General features: G+C 51.9%; 18 protein-coding genes. 6 read left to right on the forward strand and 12 right to left on the reverse strand.

All coding sequences use genetic code 11. The features are described 5' to 3' along the window. Positions 1 to 201 precede the first annotated feature (201 nt). From PsAD26_RS28170 to PsAD26_RS28215, 9 genes are all read right to left on the reverse strand, one after another. Positions 202 to 816 (reverse strand): TetR/AcrR family transcriptional regulator, encoded by a 615-nt coding sequence (locus tag PsAD26_RS28170; RefSeq protein WP_063313051.1) that lies wholly within the window; start codon positions 814 to 816, stop codon positions 202 to 204. Positions 817 to 827: 11 nt separating this feature from the next. Beyond that, on the reverse strand, positions 828 to 1,685 hold the full coding sequence (locus PsAD26_RS28175) for a crotonase/enoyl-CoA hydratase family protein (protein WP_063313052.1): 858 nt from the start codon (positions 1,683 to 1,685) through the stop codon (positions 828 to 830). Between the two features lie 344 nt (positions 1,686 to 2,029). After that, complete coding sequence (locus PsAD26_RS28185; RefSeq protein ID WP_063313054.1) at positions 2,030 to 5,254, reverse strand: 2Fe-2S iron-sulfur cluster-binding protein; 3,225 nt, start codon at positions 5,252 to 5,254, stop codon at positions 2,030 to 2,032. Between the two features lie 410 nt (positions 5,255 to 5,664). Beyond that, the gene (locus PsAD26_RS28190; RefSeq protein WP_063313055.1) at positions 5,665 to 6,048 is read right to left on the reverse strand and encodes a hypothetical protein; all 384 of its coding nucleotides are present in this window, start codon (positions 6,046 to 6,048) and stop codon (positions 5,665 to 5,667) included. A gap of 225 nt (positions 6,049 to 6,273) precedes the next feature. Then, complete coding sequence (locus PsAD26_RS28195) at positions 6,274 to 6,810, reverse strand: adenylate kinase (RefSeq protein WP_084403863.1); 537 nt, start codon at positions 6,808 to 6,810, stop codon at positions 6,274 to 6,276. A gap of 17 nt (positions 6,811 to 6,827) precedes the next feature. Further along, positions 6,828 to 7,967 (reverse strand): helix-turn-helix transcriptional regulator, encoded by a 1,140-nt coding sequence (locus PsAD26_RS28200; protein ID WP_063313057.1) that lies wholly within the window; start codon positions 7,965 to 7,967, stop codon positions 6,828 to 6,830. Beyond that, a complete protein-coding gene (locus PsAD26_RS28205; protein ID WP_063313058.1) occupies positions 7,964 to 9,109 on the reverse strand; it encodes a helix-turn-helix transcriptional regulator in 1,146 nt (381 codons plus the stop codon). The genes PsAD26_RS28200 and PsAD26_RS28205 overlap by 4 nt, the downstream gene beginning before the upstream one ends. Positions 9,110 to 9,296: 187 nt before the next feature. Further along, a complete protein-coding gene (locus PsAD26_RS28210) occupies positions 9,297 to 10,619 on the reverse strand; it encodes a HAMP domain-containing sensor histidine kinase (RefSeq protein WP_208985918.1) in 1,323 nt (440 codons plus the stop codon). Further along, positions 10,609 to 11,313: a response regulator transcription factor gene (locus tag PsAD26_RS28215; protein WP_084403864.1), complete on the reverse strand. Its 705-nt coding sequence runs from the start codon at positions 11,311 to 11,313 to the stop codon at positions 10,609 to 10,611. Before PsAD26_RS28215 ends, PsAD26_RS28210 begins: the two co-directional genes overlap by 11 nt. 235 nt (positions 11,314 to 11,548) lie before the next feature. On the opposite strand from PsAD26_RS28215, the gene PsAD26_RS28220 reads away from it, so the two are divergent. Beyond that, entirely contained in the window at positions 11,549 to 11,959 is a 411-nt protein-coding gene (locus PsAD26_RS28220; RefSeq protein ID WP_063313060.1) for an OsmC family protein, read from the forward strand. A 69-nt stretch (positions 11,960 to 12,028) separates the two neighbouring features. On the opposite strand, the gene PsAD26_RS28225 is transcribed toward PsAD26_RS28220, so the two are convergent. After that, entirely contained in the window at positions 12,029 to 12,880 is an 852-nt protein-coding gene (locus PsAD26_RS28225) for a PhzF family phenazine biosynthesis protein (protein WP_063313061.1), read from the reverse strand. A gap of 114 nt (positions 12,881 to 12,994) precedes the next feature. Here PsAD26_RS28225 and PsAD26_RS28230 point away from each other — a divergent pair, with 114 nt between their 5' ends. Then, positions 12,995 to 13,450 carry an Lrp/AsnC family transcriptional regulator gene (locus PsAD26_RS28230; protein ID WP_063313062.1) on the forward strand — a complete coding sequence of 152 codons (456 nt, stop codon included), beginning with the start codon at positions 12,995 to 12,997 and terminating at the stop codon, positions 13,448 to 13,450. Positions 13,451 to 13,462: 12 nt separating this feature from the next. Here PsAD26_RS28230 and plsY read toward each other — a convergent pair whose 3' ends face one another. Then, positions 13,463 to 14,086, reverse strand: a complete 624-nt coding sequence (gene plsY, locus PsAD26_RS28235; protein WP_063313063.1) for a glycerol-3-phosphate 1-O-acyltransferase PlsY — start codon at positions 14,084 to 14,086, stop codon at positions 13,463 to 13,465. An 11-nt stretch (positions 14,087 to 14,097) separates the two neighbouring features. After that, positions 14,098 to 14,688 (reverse strand): TetR/AcrR family transcriptional regulator, encoded by a 591-nt coding sequence (locus tag PsAD26_RS28240; RefSeq protein ID WP_063313123.1) that lies wholly within the window; start codon positions 14,686 to 14,688, stop codon positions 14,098 to 14,100. Positions 14,689 to 14,937: 249 nt separating this feature from the next. On the opposite strand from PsAD26_RS28240, the gene PsAD26_RS28245 reads away from it, so the two are divergent. Genes PsAD26_RS28245 through PsAD26_RS28260 form a run of 4 tightly spaced genes read left to right on the forward strand, consistent with a single transcriptional unit; the run spans position 14,938 to position 21,327 of the window. Continuing rightward, entirely contained in the window at positions 14,938 to 16,086 is a 1,149-nt protein-coding gene (locus PsAD26_RS28245) for an isovaleryl-CoA dehydrogenase (protein ID WP_181951988.1), read from the forward strand. Further along, the gene (locus PsAD26_RS28250; protein WP_063313065.1) at positions 16,086 to 17,693 is read left to right on the forward strand and encodes a carboxyl transferase domain-containing protein; all 1,608 of its coding nucleotides are present in this window, start codon (positions 16,086 to 16,088) and stop codon (positions 17,691 to 17,693) included. The genes PsAD26_RS28245 and PsAD26_RS28250 overlap by 1 nt, the downstream gene beginning before the upstream one ends. A 10-nt stretch (positions 17,694 to 17,703) precedes the next feature. Then, positions 17,704 to 19,692, forward strand: a complete 1,989-nt coding sequence (locus tag PsAD26_RS28255; protein WP_063313066.1) for an acetyl/propionyl/methylcrotonyl-CoA carboxylase subunit alpha — start codon at positions 17,704 to 17,706, stop codon at positions 19,690 to 19,692. A gap of 3 nt (positions 19,693 to 19,695) precedes the next feature. Continuing rightward, positions 19,696 to 21,327, forward strand: a complete 1,632-nt coding sequence (locus PsAD26_RS28260; protein WP_063313067.1) for an acyl-CoA synthetase — start codon at positions 19,696 to 19,698, stop codon at positions 21,325 to 21,327. Position 21,328: the final 1 nt, after the last annotated feature.

Consider the following 21,328-nt stretch of genomic DNA (forward strand, 5'->3'; position numbering starts at 1 on the left):
ATCAAATCAGGCTTCACTATCCAAACAAACGCCAAACACCCGACTATCGGTAAAACCCGAGTTCTTTGACAATTAAATAGTGAACATCTCGAGCACCCCACACTGCAGCCAACATTGCAAAACCAATGCAGACAGCGAGCTCTTACCCGAGCTGGCGGGAGAGGCAGCACGCTTTCACCCCAGAAAGAAAGCAAAAGCCAATCACCGATGTAAAAACTGTTCCAACAGGTAACGGCCCTCATACTCCCAGTGAGACAGACGACCTGTATGACCCATCACCAACAATCCCATGCAATGCGCAATCGCACCAGCTGTCCACTCAGGAGGTCGGCCTCCAGCACAAGCACGATCTTCAATCAAGTCAATCACTCCACCAACTTGCTGATTAAGAACGCCATCAAGATCACGCCCCAATCCAACCCGCTTCAATCCACCAAAAACATACAATCCCAAAGAGAGATCATCCGGGCGTTCATTATAGAAGTCAAAGAATGCAAGCACACCAGCTCCAGCCTGCTCTTCTATAAGGGAACAGTTCTCAATGGTGTCAGTAACCGCTAATTGCAATTCCTTGAGCGCCTCTTGCAAAACTGCGTAATAAAGCTCTTCTTTGCCGTGAAAGTATGGGTAGATCGCTCCGGTTGTGCACCCGGAAGCACGGGCAATAGAACGCATCGAGGCACCGTCCAGACCTTCTTTTGCGAAAACATCACGTGCGGCATTCACAATGAGTGACCGGCGCGCTTCTCGCAGGTGGTCTGCCCGCCTTTCGCGGGCATTAACCTCGGTGCTTTCTTGGTTACTTAAGTCAGGCATAATCTCTCACATTAAAGGGGCGCATTAATTGGGCGGTTCGTGGTCCAATCAAAAGTGCCCTGATCACGCTCACGAACAGCTTGCTTCCACGACACGTCTTCCGCACGCTGTTTGAAGTTCATCCCTTCAGGGCTATGGCGAGTAATGCCGTCAAAAAGCGTCGCAATCATTTGAGTTTGGTAAAGTCCCATAGACTCAATTGCCTGATTGATCATGAGTTTTTGCATCATAAGCTGGTTCACCGGTATGCCAGCCATCCGCTCAGCAAGCTTTTCAACTTCATCATCAAGTTGATCGGAAGGGACTGCTTTATGGATCAGGCCAATTCGCTCTGCCTCACCCCCATCAATCTTGTCACCAGTCAACAGCATGCGTTTTGCACGCTCCGGGCCAAGCCGGTAAACCCACATTGCAGTTGTAGGGCATCCCCAAACGCGGACTGGCATATAACCAATGTGCGCATCTTCTGCCATGACAATCATATCTGAACACAATGCGATATCCGAACCACCGGCAACAGCATGACCATGCACTTTTGCGATGACAGGCCGATAGCTTCGCCACAACGACATAAATAGATCAGTATTCTGCTTCATGAAGGCATAATCCTTCATAGGATCCCAAGGCATTTCCTGAACGCCGGGGTTACTGCCCTCAGCTTCAGCATAAGCCGTCAAATCATATCCAGCGCAAAATGCAGGTCCATTGCCGCCAAGCATGATGACATGAACACCATCATCAGAGTTAGCCCGCGCCACACAAGTCGACAATTCCTGCGGAATATCCATATCAATAGCGTTCATCACCTCTGGTCTGTTCAGCGTGATGCGTGCAATACGGCCATCTTTTTCATAAAGTACTTTAGTCATAACCCCTCCGATAACGACTCAATAGAAATATAACAGCGTTATATTTGAAAAAATTGGCCAATAGGAGAACTCGACAGCTCAGTTAGCCTCCGGGTTTCAACGCTCCTAATGCATCTCCAGGTTCGGCATAACTATAGGATCCAACACCAGCATCCATGTGATCCATTGATCCGGATAATTATACGCTCCAACAAAACTGAGATCTTGAAAAGTACCTCCCAACAGCACCTCACACCAAATACGGAGCATGCTCGGTTGAAGAATAAGAAGCCGCCAGAGAAGCATTAAGGCGGAAACATCAGTTCCCGCCTCACAACTCATACAAACCATCGCTGAAAGTTCATTTACAACTCAAGCCGAAGCTCTGCACCTTCATTCTTCGCACGCGAACAACACAGAACCAGAGTGTTTTCTTTTTCTTTCCCACTCAGCACAAAATCGCGATGCTCTACTTCAGCACCTTGGTACTTGGCAGTGCAAACCCCACAAATGCCATCAGAGCACTTAGTTGGCACAGAAATTCCCTTTTCATTCAGGACGTCAGCCGCACTCTTGTCCTCTGGAATCTCAATGCGCTCACCCGTTGACGCCAGTTTTACAAAAAAGCTCGTATTAACGTAGTCACCCTGGTCCGGCACCGAGAAATACTCTTTATGCAGGCTCTCTTCAGCCCAGCCCTGAGCAGCAGCAGTATCCAGCACACCATCCATGAAGACATCCGGACCACACGTGTAAACATGATATCCGTCTTCAAAATCGGCTAGAATGGTGCTCAGATCTGCCCGCGTTCCCTCACTGGAACAATGGATAAAGGCCTTGTCCGACCAAGGAGCATTCTCAATTTCATCAATAAAACCAGCTTTGTGGCGATGGCGGAAGCAATAGTGTAATTCAAAAGGTTTCCCAAGCACATGCAAACGATGCGCCATTGCAATCATTGGCGTCACACCAATTCCACCACCAAAGAGCAGAGTTTTCTTTGCATCCTCATGCAATGGGAAATGATTGATCGGTTTGGAAATGAAAACCCGGCGTCCCTCATGGAAAATCCGGTGCATCAGCGCAGACCCACCGCGCCCTTCTTTTTCTTCTAAAACACCAATCACATATTTACTGCTGTCTGCCGGATTGCCTGCCAAAGAGTACTGACGCATAAACTCAGGGGCCACAACAACATCAATATGCGCTCCGGCTTCAAACACAGGCAAGGGAGAGCCATCATCCAGCATAAACTCGTAGCGTGATACCCCTTCCGCTTCCACATCCACCTTAGAAAGACGAACAGCCAAGACCGGCGACGAACTCGCGCTAACCTCATAAACAGGTGCAAGATCATTAGAGCCAGCCGCAAGTCGGGCTTTGTACTCACCAGCAGAGATCATGCCCTGATAGGCTTTGATCCCCGCCTCCCGATCCATCATGAACGGAAACGGCCACGGATGCGGCGCAAGATTGGCTGGGTATACCGCCAGCGTCTGATCTTCATATTTGAGATCAAGATCAAGCTGCAGTTCACGCGCATTGGTCTCTTCAGCAATCACGTAGTTACCATCACCGCTCGCGACGAGATCCCACCACCATTTCTTGACAGGGTTTATGGATCCGTTGCCTAACTTGTCATCCAGCTTAGCAAGAACCTTAGCAGAAGATGGCATCTTCATTGCCGTCCAGCGGAATGGAGCTTCGCTGAACAGGCCTTCAAGGTTCCACGGACACGTTTTCATGCAGCGACCGCACAAAGACCCTGCAGGCTGGGAGACGCGATATCGCGCGCACTTCTCGGAATCTGATTTCCAGATCTCGTAGCCGTTGAACATGCGCTTCGGCCCGGCCGTGATAGCCCCGGATGGACACTCACGCGCACATTTATTGCAGCTCTCACAAAAGCGTTGCAGGCCGAAATCAATTGGTTTGTCGTAGGTAAACGGCATATCCGTCGTCACCACGCCGGACTTTAAGCGCGGGCCGAGATAAGGGTTCAGAATAACCTCCCCAATCCGGCTCACTTCACCAAGACCAGAAAGCAGCAATAACGGAGGCTGAAGAACCTCGCCATCCACCACAGAATGACAGCGTGCCGGATACCCAAGGCGGCGGATTTGCTCGGCGACAATGCCGCCGATAATGGAAGTCCGCAAATACGCCCGCATGGACTGGGCGCCGGAGATCCAGTCATCGCCACTGGCACCCTCCATTGTCTCATGCCCCTGATCCACCAGAATGGAGATCGCATTTTTGTGGTACGGCGTAATGGGTTCACCGCGCGCATCATGAGAATAATAGGCGTGATCCGGACAGCGGGATAGCCCAACCGCATCGGCTCCAAGGAAATAGAGTGCTGATTTTACGTTGGCCGCGTTTTTATCCAGATCCAGGGCACTCGGCGAAACGTCTGAGGCAGTCTCGCCATCTTGCAGCAAGATCAACGCGGCAAGGGCACGGCGGGCGCAGTATCCCATCGGGTTTTTGGCGAGATAACCGCCGTTTTTGGCCGCTTCCTGAAGAGGTTTCCCCATATCCCCAAAGAGAGCACGCGCAAACATATCCGTCCGTTTGGGGACCCGTGGCACGCGCGGCTCATCAATAAAGGTCGTTGTCTCGTCAACCCGCTTGATCTTCTCAAACGGAAACGCCCCCATGTGATAATCGCGGTTTTCATAAGGCTTCCGGTTGAAGGCATTCTTGAACGTTCCCATGCCCAGCTGCCATGCAGGGCCGTGAGAACTCCAGATATCCGCTAAACTCCGCGGCGCAAGCGGCTGGTCGGGTGTCAGCTCAAGAGTAGTCGTCACAGCTGCCAGCGTAAATGCACGCCTGACATATGGATTGGAAACGATTGCTTCGCCGTCTTTCTCAAGCACTTCCACCAGTCCGGCAGAAACCGCCAATCGGTTCAGATCCACATCCGCACTGCTCGTGGTATGCGCACGCGCTTCAACCCCCAGCAAACGCAGATAGTTGGCAAGAACCACAGCCACCTCAGCTGCACGGATGGCAGAACGCTGCTCACAGCTCCCCACAATCCAGTCGCCACCGGGTTCATCAGCTCTCGGCTCACGCGGATGTTCCATCAACACCACCAGCGCAGAACCATGATGCGTAACAGGACCAGGTGTGGATGCAGCACTGTCGCGCACATCTGCCATCGTCACATCAATACCAGCTGCCAATGTCTTGGGCTGAAAACCCTGTAAATCTTTTGCTAGCTTATCCAGATCAGGGTTGCGCAGCGATTGCTCAAGAAAATGCTCCGGAACCAGATCACAGGTACCCATCATCGTTGCATCAAAGAAGTAGCCTGCAGCTTTGAGGTGATTGGCCCGCTCCTGCGGATCATCCGGGATCTCAGAGAGCTTGGCGTTGTGGGCTCCATCGCGGATCGCATCCATGATCGCGCTGAAGGATGCCATCGAGTTACTCAGGATCTCCGGATTATCGGTCTGCGAGAAAACCGTTGGCATCACCCCAGGCACACGCCCCAGATCAACTGCCCCATGCGTCCGCTTCAATCGTTCAGAAGGATATGGCCCAAGATGAACCTTTCTGTTCTTATAGGAAAACAGACGCATATTACTCTCCCCCGGCCGGCTAGTTTGGCGATACTATTATGTCCCGGCTTATTAGCTCTTGCAGCGGCCTAGTCCTCCCCGACCAAACCACTACGAAAATTCATCAATCAACTCATAGGCATTGCTGAGCTCATGTCAACATTAAGCACCCAGATCACCGCGATTTGAAAGAAAACCCGCAGCCAAACGACAATATAATTGCCACCCAAAGGATCACAATTGAGTTTTTCACTCAAGACGCTCATAATTTGAGGAGATACTGCCAGCAACGCAAACCTTCCAGACAGACAAATCCGTCTCAATGAAATGCATCTGAGAGCTGTGTTGGAACGAAGGCTTGAGCCTATAAAAAACAGCCGCCCGGTTAATGATGAACCGAACGGCTGCTCTTCTGACAGTAAAACTGGCTGCTACTTAATTTCAATCTCATATGTATTCCCACCGGATATGATGCGTCCTGCGGAATACATTCGAAATTTGGTCACGACCTTGTCTGTGCCGCGAAAATCTTTATCCGGCGAATAGTACATGATCAGATCGTTCGTCTGTTTACCTGCACATTTGCCTGCCGATTTTGGCAGAGCAGATCGGGATTGCACAAAACGAACCACACCATGCTCCGGCTTTTTGACAAAAGAGACTTTTGGCAAGGCTGCGGAGTTGCACGTCTCAGGAACGTAATAGCTATAAACGTTAAGTTTTGCAGTACGGTTAGCTGCAATCTGCGACCTGATCAACTCAGCATTTGCACTGAACGAGAACACCACAAATAGGAAGATCCAAATGTATTTCATCGCAATTCTCCCAAAATTTAAATCAAAATTATATAAACTAGAGAATCGACAAAGCACAATCAAACATGTGTAATATTCATATTGAACACACAAGTAGATCTACTCTTTAATTTCAGATCTCTCCCTTGCGTAAACCTTCATTCAAGCAAATAATCGCGAAAATATTTTAGAATACAAAATCTATTTTCATTTGCGAAATACCGTAAATTATTGATTATGCAGAGCTCATGCAGAGGTTTGTAATACTTTTGCAACCAGATCATCACGACCTAATCGTCCATCAAGACGCAAAACAGGCGTTTCGCACTCTTTCAACCAGGTTTCATGCCGATGTCGGCTCCTGCCAGAAAAGTCTGGTTGCTTATATTGCGATGCCCACTGAAAGAAAGCTTCGTGCGTCTCAAACATATCACCGCCTTCAAGAATGCGATCTCCAAAGCGTTCTTTTTCTCGCTTCTTCAATCGTTGAAGACGCTCTTCCTGCGGCACACTGATGAAGACAATAAGCGAGCTTTGCGAAACCAGCGCTTTCGCCCAACCCTCACACGCTCCACTCAAAACCCATCCCCCCTCGCCCATAGCTGGTTTCATAAGCGAAACCCGTTCTTCTTCGGGCCGTTTTACTGAAAAGGGTGGCTCTGTTTGCTCCCAAAAGTAATCATCAGAATCCACATGAGGAACCGAAAGAGCCTGAGCAAGTCTATGGCCAAGCATGGTCGAACCGGCGCAAGAAGCTCCGAAGACATAAATACGTTTATGCAAGGCAAGAACCTTTCTTGCTAAGATAAGTAGGATGGAACGCGCGCGGCAAGATCGCTGGCAATACGAACCAGCTCGCTTTGAGACCCAAAGCCAGCCTTTTCCGTTATTCGTGCCATATGATTACGCGCAGTATTGTAGCTGATATGCATTTTGTCAGCTGTCTCCCGCATTGACAAGCCAACAACAAGGTTTTGGATCAGCTCCGCCTCTCGCCTCGTAACATCCATGCACTCCTGCAAATAGTTGACTGGCGCAACAGACACAACGGAAGGATCAATCACAATGGCAAGCACAGCATCATCGGCAGGAACAAAACAATCAAGATAAACAGGCGAACGCTCCAGCCCCCGAATAGGTGTCATTGCAAACAGCGCCCCTCGCATCTGCTCACTTTGAAGCGCTAAGGGTCCTATTGGCATTTTTCCAAGCCGAACTCTACTCGCAGTTTCTTCCAGCAATTTTCGCTGGTTATGAGAACGGACAGAAAGCTCACCACGACAATCAACGTGAATGAGGTTTGATGATTGAAACAAGCGCTCGGCTTCTACATTCGCAGCAGAAACATGCAATCCACGATCCAGGATCATCGCCGCACTGGGAACCCGCTCCAGCCAATGGGAATCTGAGGGAACCCATTGCTCTCGCTGCCGCAACTCAAGCGCCAAAGAAAAAGCTCGCTGAAAATGAGGCCGGATGCGCTCCAACGTGTCACACAGGATCTGGTCTTCTTTGCCTACAAAGTCATCGGGCATTGTGAACGCAACAATCGCGGCATCACCACCCTGACGATGCATCAAGAACCCACGCGAGCGATCAAAGGTGTTCTGTTTGGCAAGCACTCTTTCATAAAACTCAGAGCGCTTAACCAAGTCTGGCGGGATGTAGCGTTCACTATACAGGACAGACTGAAACGGAGCGATAGCGGCGAGAGGAGGAAATGGATTGCAAGCTCCAGCTTCATTCATATCTGCAACCATATCCTCCGCAGCATTTTGAAAAGACATATAGTAATAGTCATTATTCAGATAACACTGAACCTGAACGCCAATCAGAACATCAGGATGGGAGGCAGCAAGACCTTCAAAAACCTGCCCAAGATCCTGCCCCAGTACCACACTGGAATACATTCTCCCGATCAGATCTTCACAATCCGTCATCTCACCCTCTGTCGCGGCACTCTCGCAGCCAGATCACTTGCAAGCCGAACCAACTCACTTTGAGAATTTACTGAAACCTTGTCGGCAATACGCGCCATATGATTGCGTGCAGTGTTGTAGCTGATCTCCAGTGCATGAGAGGTCTCACCTACAGAAGCCCCACGAACCAGATACTGGAGTAACTCAGCCTCACGTTTAGAAACTCCGAAATAGTGTTGAAGGTTCTCCAGTTCCGCCAAGGGTTGATCCCCCGGATCCATTATCATGCAAAGAAGCGGCTGCGGCCCGCGTACAAAAGGAGCCAGATAAACAGGCGTTTCTGAGAGCACATTTATTGGCATCACAACAAAGAACGGATTGGGCGCTGCCTCACCAGTCAGGACCAGCGGCCCAAGGGGTTTGCCTGAGGTCCGACACTGCACAATAGCATCCTCAAACAACTTGCGATGTGCGTTATGGCGTGAAGAAACTTCTCCACGACGATCAATAAAGAAGCTCTGGCTGGAACCGAAAAACACTTCTGCCTGCTTGTTGGCAAAAGCAACATGATGCCCTTGATCCAGAATAAACGCCGCACTTGGAATACGATCCAGCCAGAAGGAGTAAGCATCTGTCAGACCACGTCTTTGTTCCAGATGTAGCGCCACCGAAAACGCATTTTGAAAATGAGGCCTGACAGTTTCAAGAGTGTGATCGAGCTGTACTGCATCAGGTCCGCCAAAATCAGATTGCACCGCTACCGAAACCATAGCCGCGTCCATCCCCTGACGATGGATCATAAAGCCGCGCACGCGGTCAAACACTCCGTAATCGCTGAAGACTTTGTCAAAAAAGTCAGTATCTCGAACTTCATCTTGGCTGATAAAATCCTCGGTATGTATCAAGCCATTCAATGGAGCAAATTTCGCAAATCTGGGTAATGGATTGCTCTGCCCCGCAGCAAGTATTTTCGCTTCCATATCCTCTTTGGTGTTGAGGAAGGCCATGTGATGATACTCGAGTGAATTAAGCGAGACGATCTTGTAACAGAGCATGGTCTCGCGAAAAGACGACGCCATTGGCTCAAACGCCTGCCCAATATCCTCACCAAGAGCGATATTGGCATAAAGTCGCTGGACCATTTCATCGTGTACGCTCTGCATCACCCCACCCGAATCGGACAAATACCTCTTATGTCTCTACGTAAATTAAATAGTAAAATTTCCAAACATCAATAAAACTGAAGAATATTTTCTTTTAACCGCCATAATTCCAAAACTCAAACTAGAACAAGCCTAGAAATATCCTTAAATATTTTTATTTATTCATGACGAATACAAGCAATTTAAACTACTTACTATCTGCATCAGCAGGTCTCAGAACCAGACGCGTGATGATGGCATCCTGCTGCTCCTCAAGAGTAAAATCCCAGCCCATCCGTCGCGCTATACGCTCGCAAAGTGAAAGCCCAAAGCCGAAGCTTTCTTCATAAACAGAAGTGGCATCCGCTTTGCTGCCAGCTGATACAGGGTTCTCAATCTCAAAGACCCCATTGCTATAACTAATTTTGATCTCACCCTTTTGGGCATGTTGAAACGCGTTACGGATCAGATTGCCAAACAGGATCAACAAAGGTGCTTTAGGCAGCTCTGCCTCATCTTCACTCAAGTCCAGCAGTTCTGTGAGTGGCTTATTGCCCTTCAGATAAGACAGTTCCTCAATGCAACCTATAATCAGTTTCGCCGGCACAAGCTTTTCAAGCCGCGGCGGTGCTGAGCTTTCCCTACCCAGCCAAAGCAAAGTCTCGACAATGATACGCATGTTCAGATTAGCCCGCTGGATACGCTCCACAGGCACAGTATCTTCAGCCCCACTTTCCTGGCTCTTCAGCAGCGCAATATTGCCGGCAATCACTGTAATCGGCGTCCGCAACTCATGGCTCGCATAGCGCAGGAACGTCTGCTCACGCTCAACAAATTCAGAAATACGGGAAACGGTGTATGTGAGCTTCACAGCGAGATTGTTCAGTTCGCGGAACCTGAAGTTGGGCGGTGTCTCACCCACATTCTCAGCATTCAATGACTGCGCCCAATTTTCCAAATTCTGTATTGGCCGGATCAAACGTTTAGATAAAATGCGCGCACTCACAAAGGTGGCGAGTAAATTGACGATCCCTATAATTGCAAAGGCAAGAAGGACCACCTGATCCTCTTCGGAGCCCTCTAGATACTCTTCTGTACTCTCAAGCGTGATGTAAAGTTTGCGGCCATCTTCCAGCGGATAGATGTACAGATAGAGATAATAGGTCTCCTTACAATTTCCCTCAGCATCACAGCCTCGATCTTCATCATCATAATATAGCTCCAGCGGCTCCAATGGTTCCTCTTTGAAACGACGAGACATTTCAGCAGGCAGCGCTTCAAGCGAAAAGGCACTCTGAATAAGGTAGGTTTCTGGCAGCGGGGCATCAGGATTTGTTTTTACGGCCTCTTCGTAACTTTGTCCCAGATCCTCAAGCAGGTAGATGATGCTCTCGTCCGAGCCAGCTACAAAGAAGATAGGCAGCAAAAACGTATAGACCAGCAACAGCAGAATAACGCCCAGAAAGAAAGCGATGCCAAGTTCGCGAAATATGCTGCGCCCGCGCACTCTGGTTGCTTTCTTATTCGCCATCCACTTTCTCCCTCAGGCTGTATCCCCCGTTCGCATCACGGCAGATAACCTCAGCCTCTGTAGCCCTTTGGATTTGCTGGCGAAGTTTGTACAAATGCACATTCAGGCTGTTACTCTCCGGCGGTTCATCCCCCCACAACCCACGTTCCAACTGCTCCCGGCTCACTGATGCTGGGCTATGCTTGCTTAGAATTCCCAGGATCTTCCAGGCCGTCGGCGAGAGGCGCAAAACACGATCTCCGCGCTTCGCGATGTTCCGCGCAAAATCCACCTGTAAGTCAGCAACTTCAAATATCTTCGCCTTCGCACTCCGCCGCCCGGAAAGCGCCCGCAACCTCACAACCAACTCCTCAAACGCAAAGGGTTTGACCAGATAGTCGTCCGTTCCGGCTTCAAATCCAGCCAGTTTGTCAGAAAGTTCATCCCGTGCAGTCAGCATCAAAACAGGGCGGTCAATGCCTTCCCGGCGCAACGTTTCACAAACAGTAAGACCATCCATCTTAGGCAACGTCAGATCCAGAATGATAACGTCAAAATATCCCTGCCGCGCAAATTCTAGACCCGCCTCACCATTGTAAGCGTGATCGCAACTAATACCGTGGATTTTCAACACATCAGCAATCGTTCCGGCCAAATCCAGGTCATCTTCTACCAGCAGCGCAAGCAGGTTCTCAGTCTCATTCGTTGCCATCATTCTACCTGCCAAACTCGCCAATCAATTCCGTCATCAAAAGCACACCAATGCTGCAGCAACATGTGCTTCACCCCGCCCACATTGTGTTTACAACATATACCAGTAGAGCAAGCCCAATAACCAACGAGTGAACACCGTTGGATTTTTCATCCCTGCCCGATATTTACGTAAGGCTGGGCTTGCTCGTATACATGTCGCAGCAACAACAATCTCCGAGAATGTTTGAGACATAAATATGCCGATTAAAATGAAGCCCAAGTCCTATGGCCCACTGACGGTCGCCTCTCATGAGTATGGACAGTTCTGGGTGACCAATGAGTTCGGCCATCAATACTCAGCAGGCTTCGGAGACTCCGATGAGTTCTCCGCTCCATCAGATCTGATCATGTCTGCACTTGGGTCTTGCATGGCGATTTCTCTGGAAATGGTGGCCAAGCAGCAGAAGGTCTCACTCGGCAATGTCTACATCACCGTAAACGCTGAAAAAGCATCCACGCTGCCTCACCGCTTTGGCAGCTTCCATCTGGAATTCGCTCTCCCAGAGTTTGAGGACCGCGAAAGAGCAGAGGCTCTGATCAAAGCCGCCAAAGAGATCTGCACCGTGTCCAACACGCTAAACGCAGAGATCAGCTTCGCGCTCATCTAGCTTCTTCCAGTAAGAAGCCCGAGACAAATCTGCCTCGGGCTGAAAATTCCAGCTCAATCAATGAAAGCGTCAAACCATGCGCCGTGCAGCCCCGGAAATGCGCACAGAAGCGCCCGCCTCCGATGGGATTTTTGCCGAAATGAGTGATTTCAAACCCATATCCTCGCCCTGGACAATCTGGATCTCACCACCATGCGACCAATCGATATCACGCAGGTAACCAGAAAACGCCGCCGCAGCAGCACCCGTGGCCGGGTCTTCAAACACACCAGCTGACGCAAATGCATTGCGCACATCAAACCCTTGCGGCCCACGAACATGAACCAGCATGATTGTCACAAGACCCTGCCCAAGCATGAACTGCTTCATTGCCTCCAGATCGTAAGCCATACCTGCGAGCTTAGCCCTGTCAATCAAAGCAAGCACCAAATGATCCGCACCGCCATGAACACGCGCAGGCGGGATACGAAGATCCAGATCATCCTCACTTAAACCAAACAGCTCAAGTACCTGTGCTGTCACTTCATCACTCAGAGCTTCGCTTTTAGTTTGCGGAGATTGCAGAGCGGCTTGCAGCTGCCCGTTCTCCTGCCAGCTTTCCACTGAGATCACAGCTTCATTTAGCTCAAGTCGATGTGTTTTCCGGCCATGCTGCTGAGCCAGAACCGCACCCAGCGCGATCGTCGCATGCCCACAAAACGGCACCTCATTTTCTGGCGAGAAATACCGCACCCGATACCCGTCTTTATCAGCAAGAGGTACCGCAAACACGGTCTCGGAATACCCAAGATCAGCCGCAATAGACTGCATCTGCGCATCAGGAAGCATCGTCTCACCCACCAGCACACCTGCTGGGTTACCACCTTCATCACCATGAGAAAATGCCGAGATATGTTGAAGCGCTAAAAGATCTGTCTGCATGAGAACCTCCAATCGTCATGACTGAAAAAATAGCCAGCAATGGCCTCATGCTATATAGAAAAAGAAAGGCAAATTGCACGAAATGCCCTCACATTTTAAAGCGAGCGAACAGAAGTGCCTAAAGAGATAAAACAACTGGACGAAACTGCCTGCAAAATCCTAGAGATTCTGGAGCGCGACGCCCGCATCTCCATCAGCGAGCTGGCGGGCCGCATCGGCCTCTCCGCCCCCAGCACCACAGAGCGTGTTCGTAAGCTGGAGCAGGACGGCATCATCACAGGCTTTACAATCCAGATAAATCCCAAGGCACTCGGCTATAGCCTGGAAGCAATCGTGCGCGTCAAACCAAGCCCTGGCAATCTGCATATGGTGGAACAGCTCATCCTAAACGAACCCCGCTTCACCTCCTGCGATAAAGTCACTGGTGAAGACTGCTTCGTCACCCGCATCTACCTAAAAGACGTCAGCGAACTCGACGACCTCCTCGACCCCCTCCACGAAAAAGCAATGACCAACACCTCAATTGTGAAGGCTTCTCCGATCAAGAACCGCATGGTTCCGCTACGGTGAGCACAGCTAAGGCTAGAATCTCAGCTTATTCTCAGTACCAGAGAGCAGTCTGCCGATGTTGGCACGGTGTTTGGCAACCACGATAAACGCCATCGCCAGTGCGAAGATCTGGAAGTAGATTGTGTGACCAAACACTGGAATGAAAGACAACACGACAAACAGCAGAGCAGCGCAGATTGAGCCCAGAGAAACAAAGCGCGTGGCAGCAACAATGAGCGCAAAAGACCCAAGGCAGCTTAGCGCGATAATCGGATCCAGCATAAACAGCACAGCAGCAGCCGTTAGCACACCTTTGCCGCCTCTGAAGCCGAAAAACACTGGCCAGTTGTGACCAACAATAGCCCCAGCCCCGGCAAGCAACATGCTCACACTGTCCACCGCAACACCAGAACTTGCATAAACACCAAGATATAGACCAACCAAACAGGCAACCACGCCTTTCAGGATATCTCCGATAAGAACAAGCAGCGCAGCAGGTTTGCCAAGCACGCGCAGTGTATTGGTGAGCCCAGCAGACTTGCTGCCATGCTCGCGGATATCCTTGCCGTACATCTTCCCAACCAGCACTGCCGTGCTGATGCTTCCCAGCAGATAGCCTGCCCCAAGAGACGCAAATACCTTAATCAGATCAATCACAGGAATAGCCCCTAGCCCACAACGCCCTGCAGCACCAACTTCTGGTGCACTTCGATAATCTCATCGATACTAAGGCGTCCGTCAGGGCGATACCAGAAGCAAACACCGGTCAGCATGGCAATGATGGCATAGGCAGTAACTTCCAGATCCACATTAGGGAACACTTCTGCTTTAACCCCATCGGACAAAATGTTCCGCAAATTGGTCTCGTACTGACTGCGTTTGGTCACCACATCAGCACGATACTCTTCACCCAGCGAACGCAGCTCCAGATTGGCGATTACAACATCCGCACGGCGCTCAATGTGGTAGCGAATGTGAAACGCAACAAACGCTTTGAGACGGGAAACCGGGTCGTCCCCCTTGCCCTCCAGCTTCTCCCAGTTCTCAATCAAGCTGATCATGTGCAGGTTCATCAGCGCCTGAAGCAGTTCGTCCTTACTCTCTACATAGCGATAGACTGACCCCGGCTGTACGCCCACCTCAGCTGCAAGCTGGCGAAGCGTCATCGCCTCAAAGCCCTTGGCTTCAATCAGCTTCTTTGCTGCTGCATAAATCGCAGTTTTTGTATCTGCGCCAACGGAGCCTTTGGTTCGTGCCACGATCTGAGCCTTTTTCATTCTACATAAGAGACGCAGTGTTTCAGCGCATGCCCGAGCGATGCCTAGCAGTTTTCGGGAAAGAATACGCAACAGGAAATGCGCCCTAAGGGTTATTGCATAGTAGCTGAGCCCCTGCTATTAATCAAACGAACGTTCGTTTAATTAGTTTACGATCCACTGGGAAGCTCGTTAAAGAGCGTGGATCGCAGAGCTTCGGTAGCAGGAGGAAGCGCCGTGTTTGACGCTGTAATGAATTTTGGTCTTGGTGAAGATATTGACGCTCTGCGCGAAACCATTCGCCGGTGGGCACAAGACAAGCTCGCACCGCGCGCCGCTGAGATCGACGAGACCAACGAGTTCCCCAATGATCTCTGGAAAGAGATGGGCGACCTTGGCGTGCTTGGCATGACAGCTGACCCGGAATACGGCGGAACCGGCATGGGCTACCTCGCCCATGTTGTTGCGGTTGAGGAAATCTCCCGCGCCTCCGCGTCTGTTGGCTTGTCCTACGGCGCGCACTCCAACCTGTGCGTGAACCAGATCAACCGTCACGGCACACCTGAGCAAAAGGCAAAGTATCTGCCAAAGCTCTGCTCCGGTGAGCATGTCGGCTCTCTGGCCATGTCCGAGCCGGGCGCAGGCTCTGACGTTGTTTCCATGAAACTGCGCGCTGAAAAGCGCAATGACCGCTACGTGCTCAACGGCAACAAAATGTGGATCACAAACGGCCCTGACGCCTCCACTCTGGTGGTCTACGCAAAGACTGATCCAGATGCTGGTCCCAAAGGCATGACAGCTTTCATCATCGAAAAAGGCATGAAGGGCTTCTCTACAGCGCAAAAGCTGGACAAACTCGGCATGCGCGGCTCCAACACGTGTGAGCTGGTCTTTGAAGACTGCGAAGTCCCATATGAGAACGTCCTCGGTGAAGAAGGCCGCGGTGTAAACGTTCTGATGTCCGGTCTGGATTATGAGCGCGTTGTTCTCTCCGGTGGTCCACTGGGCATCATGGCAGCAGCTATGGACATTGTGGTTCCTTACATCCACGAGCGCAAACAGTTCGGCAAAGCCATCGGTGAATTCCAGCTGATGCAGGGTAAAATCGCAGACATGTACACCCTGATGAACGCCTCCCGTTCCTACGTGTACGCCGTCGCAAATGCGTGTGACCGCGGTGAAACCACCCGTAAGGATTCCGCTGGCTGTATTCTCTATTCCGCTGAAAACGCAACCAAACTGGCACTGGAAGCAATCCAGTCTCTTGGCGGTAATGGTTACATCAACGAGTACCCAACCGGTCGCCTGCTGCGTGATGCAAAACTCTATGAAATCGGCGCAGGCACCTCAGAAATCCGCCGCATGCTGATTGGTCGTGAGCTCTTCCAGGAAACCAAGTAATGGCTGTCATCAAGTCTCAGGCTGCAACGGGTTCGGAAAGCTTTAAGAACAACCGCACCCTGCACCTCGCCGCAATGGATGAGGTCCGCGCCGCAAGCCAGCAAGCTCTGTTGGGCGGGGGCGAAGGCCCTCGCGAACGGCACGTGTCCCGTGGAAAAATCCTCCCACGCGAACGTATTGCCCGTCTGATCGATCCGGGTTCTCCGTTTTTGGAAGTCGGTCAGTTTGCTGCCCACAACATGTATGAGGGCGCCTCCCCTTCAGCAGGCATTGTCACCGGCATCGGTCGGGTCAACGGCATCGAATGTATGATCGTGGCCAACGATGCCACGGTAAAGGGCGGCACCTATTATCCGCTGACGGTCAAGAAGCACCTCCGCGCCCAAGAAATTGCCATGGAGAACAATCTCACATGCATTTACTTGGTGGATTCTGGCGGCGCTAACCTGCCTCAGCAGGATGAGGTGTTCCCGGACAAAGAACACTTTGGCCGCATCTTCTACAATCAAGCCAACATGTCTGCAAAGGGCATTCCGCAAATCGCGGTGGTCATGGGCTCCTGTACCGCGGGTGGCGCATATGTGCCAGCCATGTGTGATGAGACCATCATCGTGAAAGAGCAAGGCACCATTTTCCTCGCCGGTCCTCCACTGGTGAAAGCCGCCACGGGCGAAGTGGTTTCTGCTGAAGATCTGGGCGGCGGGGATGTTCACACCCGCCTCTCCGGTGTGGCAGACCACTTGGCCCGTGACGATGCTCATGCTTTGGCGCTGGCCCGTCAGGCTGTGTCCAACCTCAACCGCCGCAAGCCAGACCAACTTCAGCTGCAAACGCCGGAAGATCCGCTCTACGATCCAGAAGAAATCCTCGGCGTTGTCCCTGCGGATCTGAAAACACCGTACGACGTGCGCGAAGTCATCGCCCGTGTGGTAGACGGCTCTCGCTTTGATGAGTTCAAAGCCCGCTACGGTACTACGCTAGTCACCGGTTTCGCTCACATCCACGGCATGCCTGTCGGCATCATCGCCAACAACGGTATTCTGTTCTCAGAAGCCGCGCTTAAAGGCGCCCACTTTGTGGAGCTGTGCTGTCAGCGTAAAATCCCGCTGGTCTTCCTGCAAAACATCACCGGCTTCATGGTCGGGCAGAAGTATGAGGCAGGCGGCATCGCAAAAGATGGCGCTAAGCTGGTAACAGCCGTGGCATGCGCAAAGGTTCCAAAAATCACCATGCTCATTGGCGGTTCCTTCGGCGCTGGCAACTACGGTATGTGTGGCCGGGCTTACTCACCACGCATGCTCTGGACATGGCCAAGCTCCCGCGTCTCCGTAATGGGCGGCCCTCAGGCTGCAGGCGTGCTGGCAACCGTGCGCCGTGACGGCATTGAGCGCAAAGGCGGTGAATGGTCAGCGGAAGAAGAAGCAACCTTCAAACAGCCGATCATTGATCAGTTTGAAGAGCAAGGACACCCGCTCTACGCCTCCGCACGCCTCTGGGATGACGGCATTGTCGACCCGCGCAAAACCCGTGACGTATTGGCACTGTCCATCGCAGCAAGCCTCAACGCACCAATCGAAGACACGCCCTTCGGCGTCTTCCGCATGTAAGGGGCTCGGTATGTTCAAGAAAATCCTTATTGCGAATCGTGGTGAGATTGCTTGCCGTATTGCAAAATCCGCCAAAGCCCTCGGCATCAAGGTTGTTGCAGTCTATTCAGACGCTGACCGCGATGCCCGTCACGTGCAAATGGCTGACGAGGCTTACCGCCTTGGCCCAGCGCCCGTGGCAGAGAGCTACCTCAACATCCCTGAGCTACTCAACGCTGCCAAATCCAGCGGCGCAGATGCCATCCATCCGGGTTACGGTTTTCTTTCAGAAAACCCGGAGTTCGTGGAAGCGGTAGAAGCAGCTGGCCTTGTCTTCATCGGCCCACCCGCGGACGCAATCCGCGCTATGGGCCTTAAAGATGCTGCCAAAAAACTCATGGAAGAATCCGGCGTTCCAGTCGTACCGGGTTATCATGGCAGCAACCAGGACGCTGAGTTCCTGAAAAGTGAATCCGACAAGATCGGCTATCCGGTCCTCATCAAAGCCCGCGCAGGCGGCGGCGGCAAAGGCATGCGCCGTGTTGATGATCCGGCAGACTTCTTTGAAGCTCTGGAAGGCGCTCAGCGCGAAGGTCAGTCCAGCTTTGGCGACCCACGCGTCCTCATCGAGAAGTACATCCTGTCACCACGCCACATCGAGGTGCAGGTCTTCTGTGATGGTCATGGCAATGCAGTACACCTGTTCGAGCGCGACTGCTCCTTGCAGCGTCGCCACCAAAAGGTGATCGAAGAAGCCCCTGCCCCCGGCATGACCGAAGAGATGCGCAACGCCATGGGTAATGCTGCCGTTAAAGCAGCTCAGGCCGTGGGGTATGAAGGCGCTGGAACCGTTGAGTTCATTGTTGATGGCTCAGAAGGTCTACGGTCTGACCGTTTCTGGTTCATGGAGATGAACACGCGTCTTCAGGTAGAACATCCAGTCACAGAAGCCATCACCGGGCAAGATTTGGTCAACTGGCAGCTCTCCGTAGCAGCTGGTGGCAAACTACCTCTGATGCAGGACGAGCTCACAATCTTCGGCCACGCATTCGAGGCACGTATCTACGCTGAGGATGCAGAAGCAGGCTTCCTGCCAGCAACCGGAACTTTGAACGAGCTGAAACTGCCGGAACTGTTCGCCCGCATCGACAGCGGTGTACGCAAAGGCGATACGATCACGCCTTACTACGATCCAATGATCGCAAAGGTGATCTGCCACGGCGAAACCCGTGAAGCTGCTCTGGCGAAAATGTCTTTGGCATTGGAAAAGAGCCAGGCAGTTGGCTGCACCACCAACATCACCTTCCTGCACCGCCTATGTAACCACGAAGGCTTCGCAAAAGGTGAGATGGATACGGGCCTTATTGACCGTGAACTGGAAGCTCTCACCAAGCCGACAGCACCAACCAAGCACGCGTTCGCAATGGCAGCCCTCATCGAGCTCGGCTTCGCAACTGAAACTGCATTGGTCCATAACGATCCGTGGGTGAGCCTCACAGGTTGGCGTCATTGGACAGCAGCACAGCAAATTGCGCATCTGTCATGGCGTGACGAAGTCACCGAAGTTGTGGCAAACCGTCATCATGATGGTAGCCTGACCGTTACGATTGATGGTGAAACCTTCAATTTGCAGATCCTCTTCGTAGACAACAACCACATGCGCGTGGATTTTGCCGGCCAGATCACCTCAGCTGATTTTTTCGCAGAAGACACCAGTCTCACATTGTTCTCCGACGGTGTTACATGGCGCTTCGATCTGCCGGACCATCTGGCAGAGCAAGACGACAACACAGCCTCAGGCAATGCGATTGCCTCGCCAATGCCAGGTCTTGTGCGCGCTGTAAACTGTAAGCCGGGTGACGAGGTTTCTGAAGGCGATACGTTGATCGTGACCGAAGCCATGAAGATGGAACACTCTCTCAAAGCACCGCGTGACGGCGTTGTGGCAGAAGTAATGGCATCTGCGGGTGACCAGGTGGAAGAAGGCGTTATACTCCTCACGCTTGAGGAGGAGGAATAACCGTTGTTGCCATCAGCGAATACCTATGAGGAACTCCGAGAAAAGTTTCAGTGGGACATCCCGGAGTTCTTTAACATTGGCGTAGATATCTGTGACAAGTGGGCGGACAAAGACGCCGCCCGCGAAGCACTCATCTTCGCCGAAGAAGACGGGCCGACAACCACCTACACCTTTGGTGACTTGAAAAAGCTGAGCAATCAGTTGGCCAACCTACTCGTATCTCAAGGCATCAGCCGCGGTGATCGCGTCGGCATCCTGCTGCCGCAAGCACCAGAAACAGCCTTCTCCCATATTGCAATTCATAAGCTCGGCGGCATCTCCATTCCGCTCTTCTCCCTGTTTGGCGAAGAAGCACTGGAGTACCGGCTAGAGAACTCCGGTGCGAAAGCCCTCATTACCAACAATGCAGGTGCTGAGAAGCTGGAAAAAATCCGCGACAGTCTGCCTGAGCTTGAGCTGATCCTGAACATCGAGGGCACAGACGTCGGCACCCGCTCGCTTCATGCTGAAATGGCAAATCAGAGCGCAGACTTCACTCCGGTGAACACCAAAGCCGAAGATCCTGCCATCATCATCTACACCTCCGGCACCACCGGACAACCCAAAGGCGCACTGCACGCACACCGCACGCTGCTCGGCCATCTGCCCGGTGTAGAGATGCCGCACAACATGTTCCCGAAGGACGGTGACCGCTTTTGGACGCCTGCCGACTGGGCATGGATCGGTGGTCTGATTGACGTTCTTCTTCCAAGCCTACATCACGGCATTCCTGTCGTGGCTTGCCGTTTCAAGAAGTTCAGCGGCGAAGCAGCCTTTCAGTTGATGCAGGACCAAAAGATCCGCAACGCCTTCATCCCGCCAACCGCGCTGAAGATGATGCGGCAGGTAGAGAACCCGAAGGATCGTTGGACCTATTCCCTCCGCTCCCTCGGCAGTGGCGGTGAAGCCCTCGGCGCAGAGCTGATCCAATGGGGCCAAGACACGTTCGGCCTGACAATCAGCGAGTTCTATGGCCAGACCGAATGCAACCTCGTTGTCTCCACCTGCGCAGAACTGATGGAAACCCGTCCCGGTGTTACCGGCAAAGCCGTACCGGGCTTTGATGTGCAAATCGTGGACGACAAAGGCACCGTTCTCGAAGCTGGTCAGCTTGGCAATCTTGGCGTTCGCGCACCAAACCCTGTCATGTTCCTCCAATACTGGAACAACCCGGAAGCCACGAAAAAGAAGTTCTCTGGCGAGTTTCTCATCACGGGCGACAAAGGTGTGATGGATAAGGACGGCTGGATCCAGTTTGTTGGCCGCGATGATGACGTCATCACCTCATCCGGCTACCGCATCGGCCCCGGCGAGATTGAAGATTGCCTGCTGAAGCACGACACAGTTGCCATGGCAGGCGTTATCGGCAAGCCAGACAAGCTACGCACCGAGATCGTCAAAGCCTACATTGTGCTGAAGGAAGGTGTTGAGCCATCCGACGAACTGGCCAAGGAACTTTCTGATTTTGTGAAACAGCGATTAGCTGCGCATGAATATCCACGTGAACTGGAATTTGTCGAAGCCCTGCCAATGACAACAACCGGAAAGGTTATCCGCAGAGAACTTCGTGCCCGCGCTATCGACGAGGAGGTTTGAT

It is taken from the genome of Pseudovibrio sp. Ad26 (genome assembly GCF_001623285.1).
Classification (GTDB): domain Bacteria; phylum Pseudomonadota; class Alphaproteobacteria; order Rhizobiales; family Stappiaceae; genus Pseudovibrio; species Pseudovibrio ascidiaceicola.

Coding starts and splice junctions, on each gene's coding strand:
- PsAD26_RS28220 (WP_063313060.1), top strand. CDS start 11,549: ATGCCGATTAAAATGAAGCCCAAGTCCTATGGCCCACTGACGGTCGCC.
- PsAD26_RS28245 (WP_181951988.1), top strand. CDS start 14,938: ATGAATTTTGGTCTTGGTGAAGATATTGACGCTCTGCGCGAAACCATT.
- PsAD26_RS28250 (WP_063313065.1), top strand. CDS start 16,086: ATGGCTGTCATCAAGTCTCAGGCTGCAACGGGTTCGGAAAGCTTTAAG.
- PsAD26_RS28170 (WP_063313051.1), bottom strand. CDS start 816: ATGCCTGACTTAAGTAACCAAGAAAGCACCGAGGTTAATGCCCGCGAA.
- PsAD26_RS28175 (WP_063313052.1), bottom strand. CDS start 1,685: ATGACTAAAGTACTTTATGAAAAAGATGGCCGTATTGCACGCATCACG.
- PsAD26_RS28205 (WP_063313058.1), bottom strand. CDS start 9,109: ATGCAGAGCGTACACGATGAAATGGTCCAGCGACTTTATGCCAATATC.
- PsAD26_RS28210 (WP_208985918.1), bottom strand. CDS start 10,619: ATGGCGAATAAGAAAGCAACCAGAGTGCGCGGGCGCAGCATATTTCGC.
- PsAD26_RS28190 (WP_063313055.1), bottom strand. CDS start 6,048: ATGAAATACATTTGGATCTTCCTATTTGTGGTGTTCTCGTTCAGTGCA.
- PsAD26_RS28200 (WP_063313057.1), bottom strand. CDS start 7,967: ATGACGGATTGTGAAGATCTGATCGGGAGAATGTATTCCAGTGTGGTA.
- PsAD26_RS28225 (WP_063313061.1), bottom strand. CDS start 12,880: ATGCAGACAGATCTTTTAGCGCTTCAACATATCTCGGCATTTTCTCAT.
- PsAD26_RS28185 (WP_063313054.1), bottom strand. CDS start 5,254: ATGCGTCTGTTTTCCTATAAGAACAGAAAGGTTCATCTTGGGCCATAT.
- PsAD26_RS28255 (WP_063313066.1), top strand. CDS start 17,704: ATGTTCAAGAAAATCCTTATTGCGAATCGTGGTGAGATTGCTTGCCGT.
- PsAD26_RS28215 (WP_084403864.1), bottom strand. CDS start 11,313: ATGATGGCAACGAATGAGACTGAGAACCTGCTTGCGCTGCTGGTAGAA.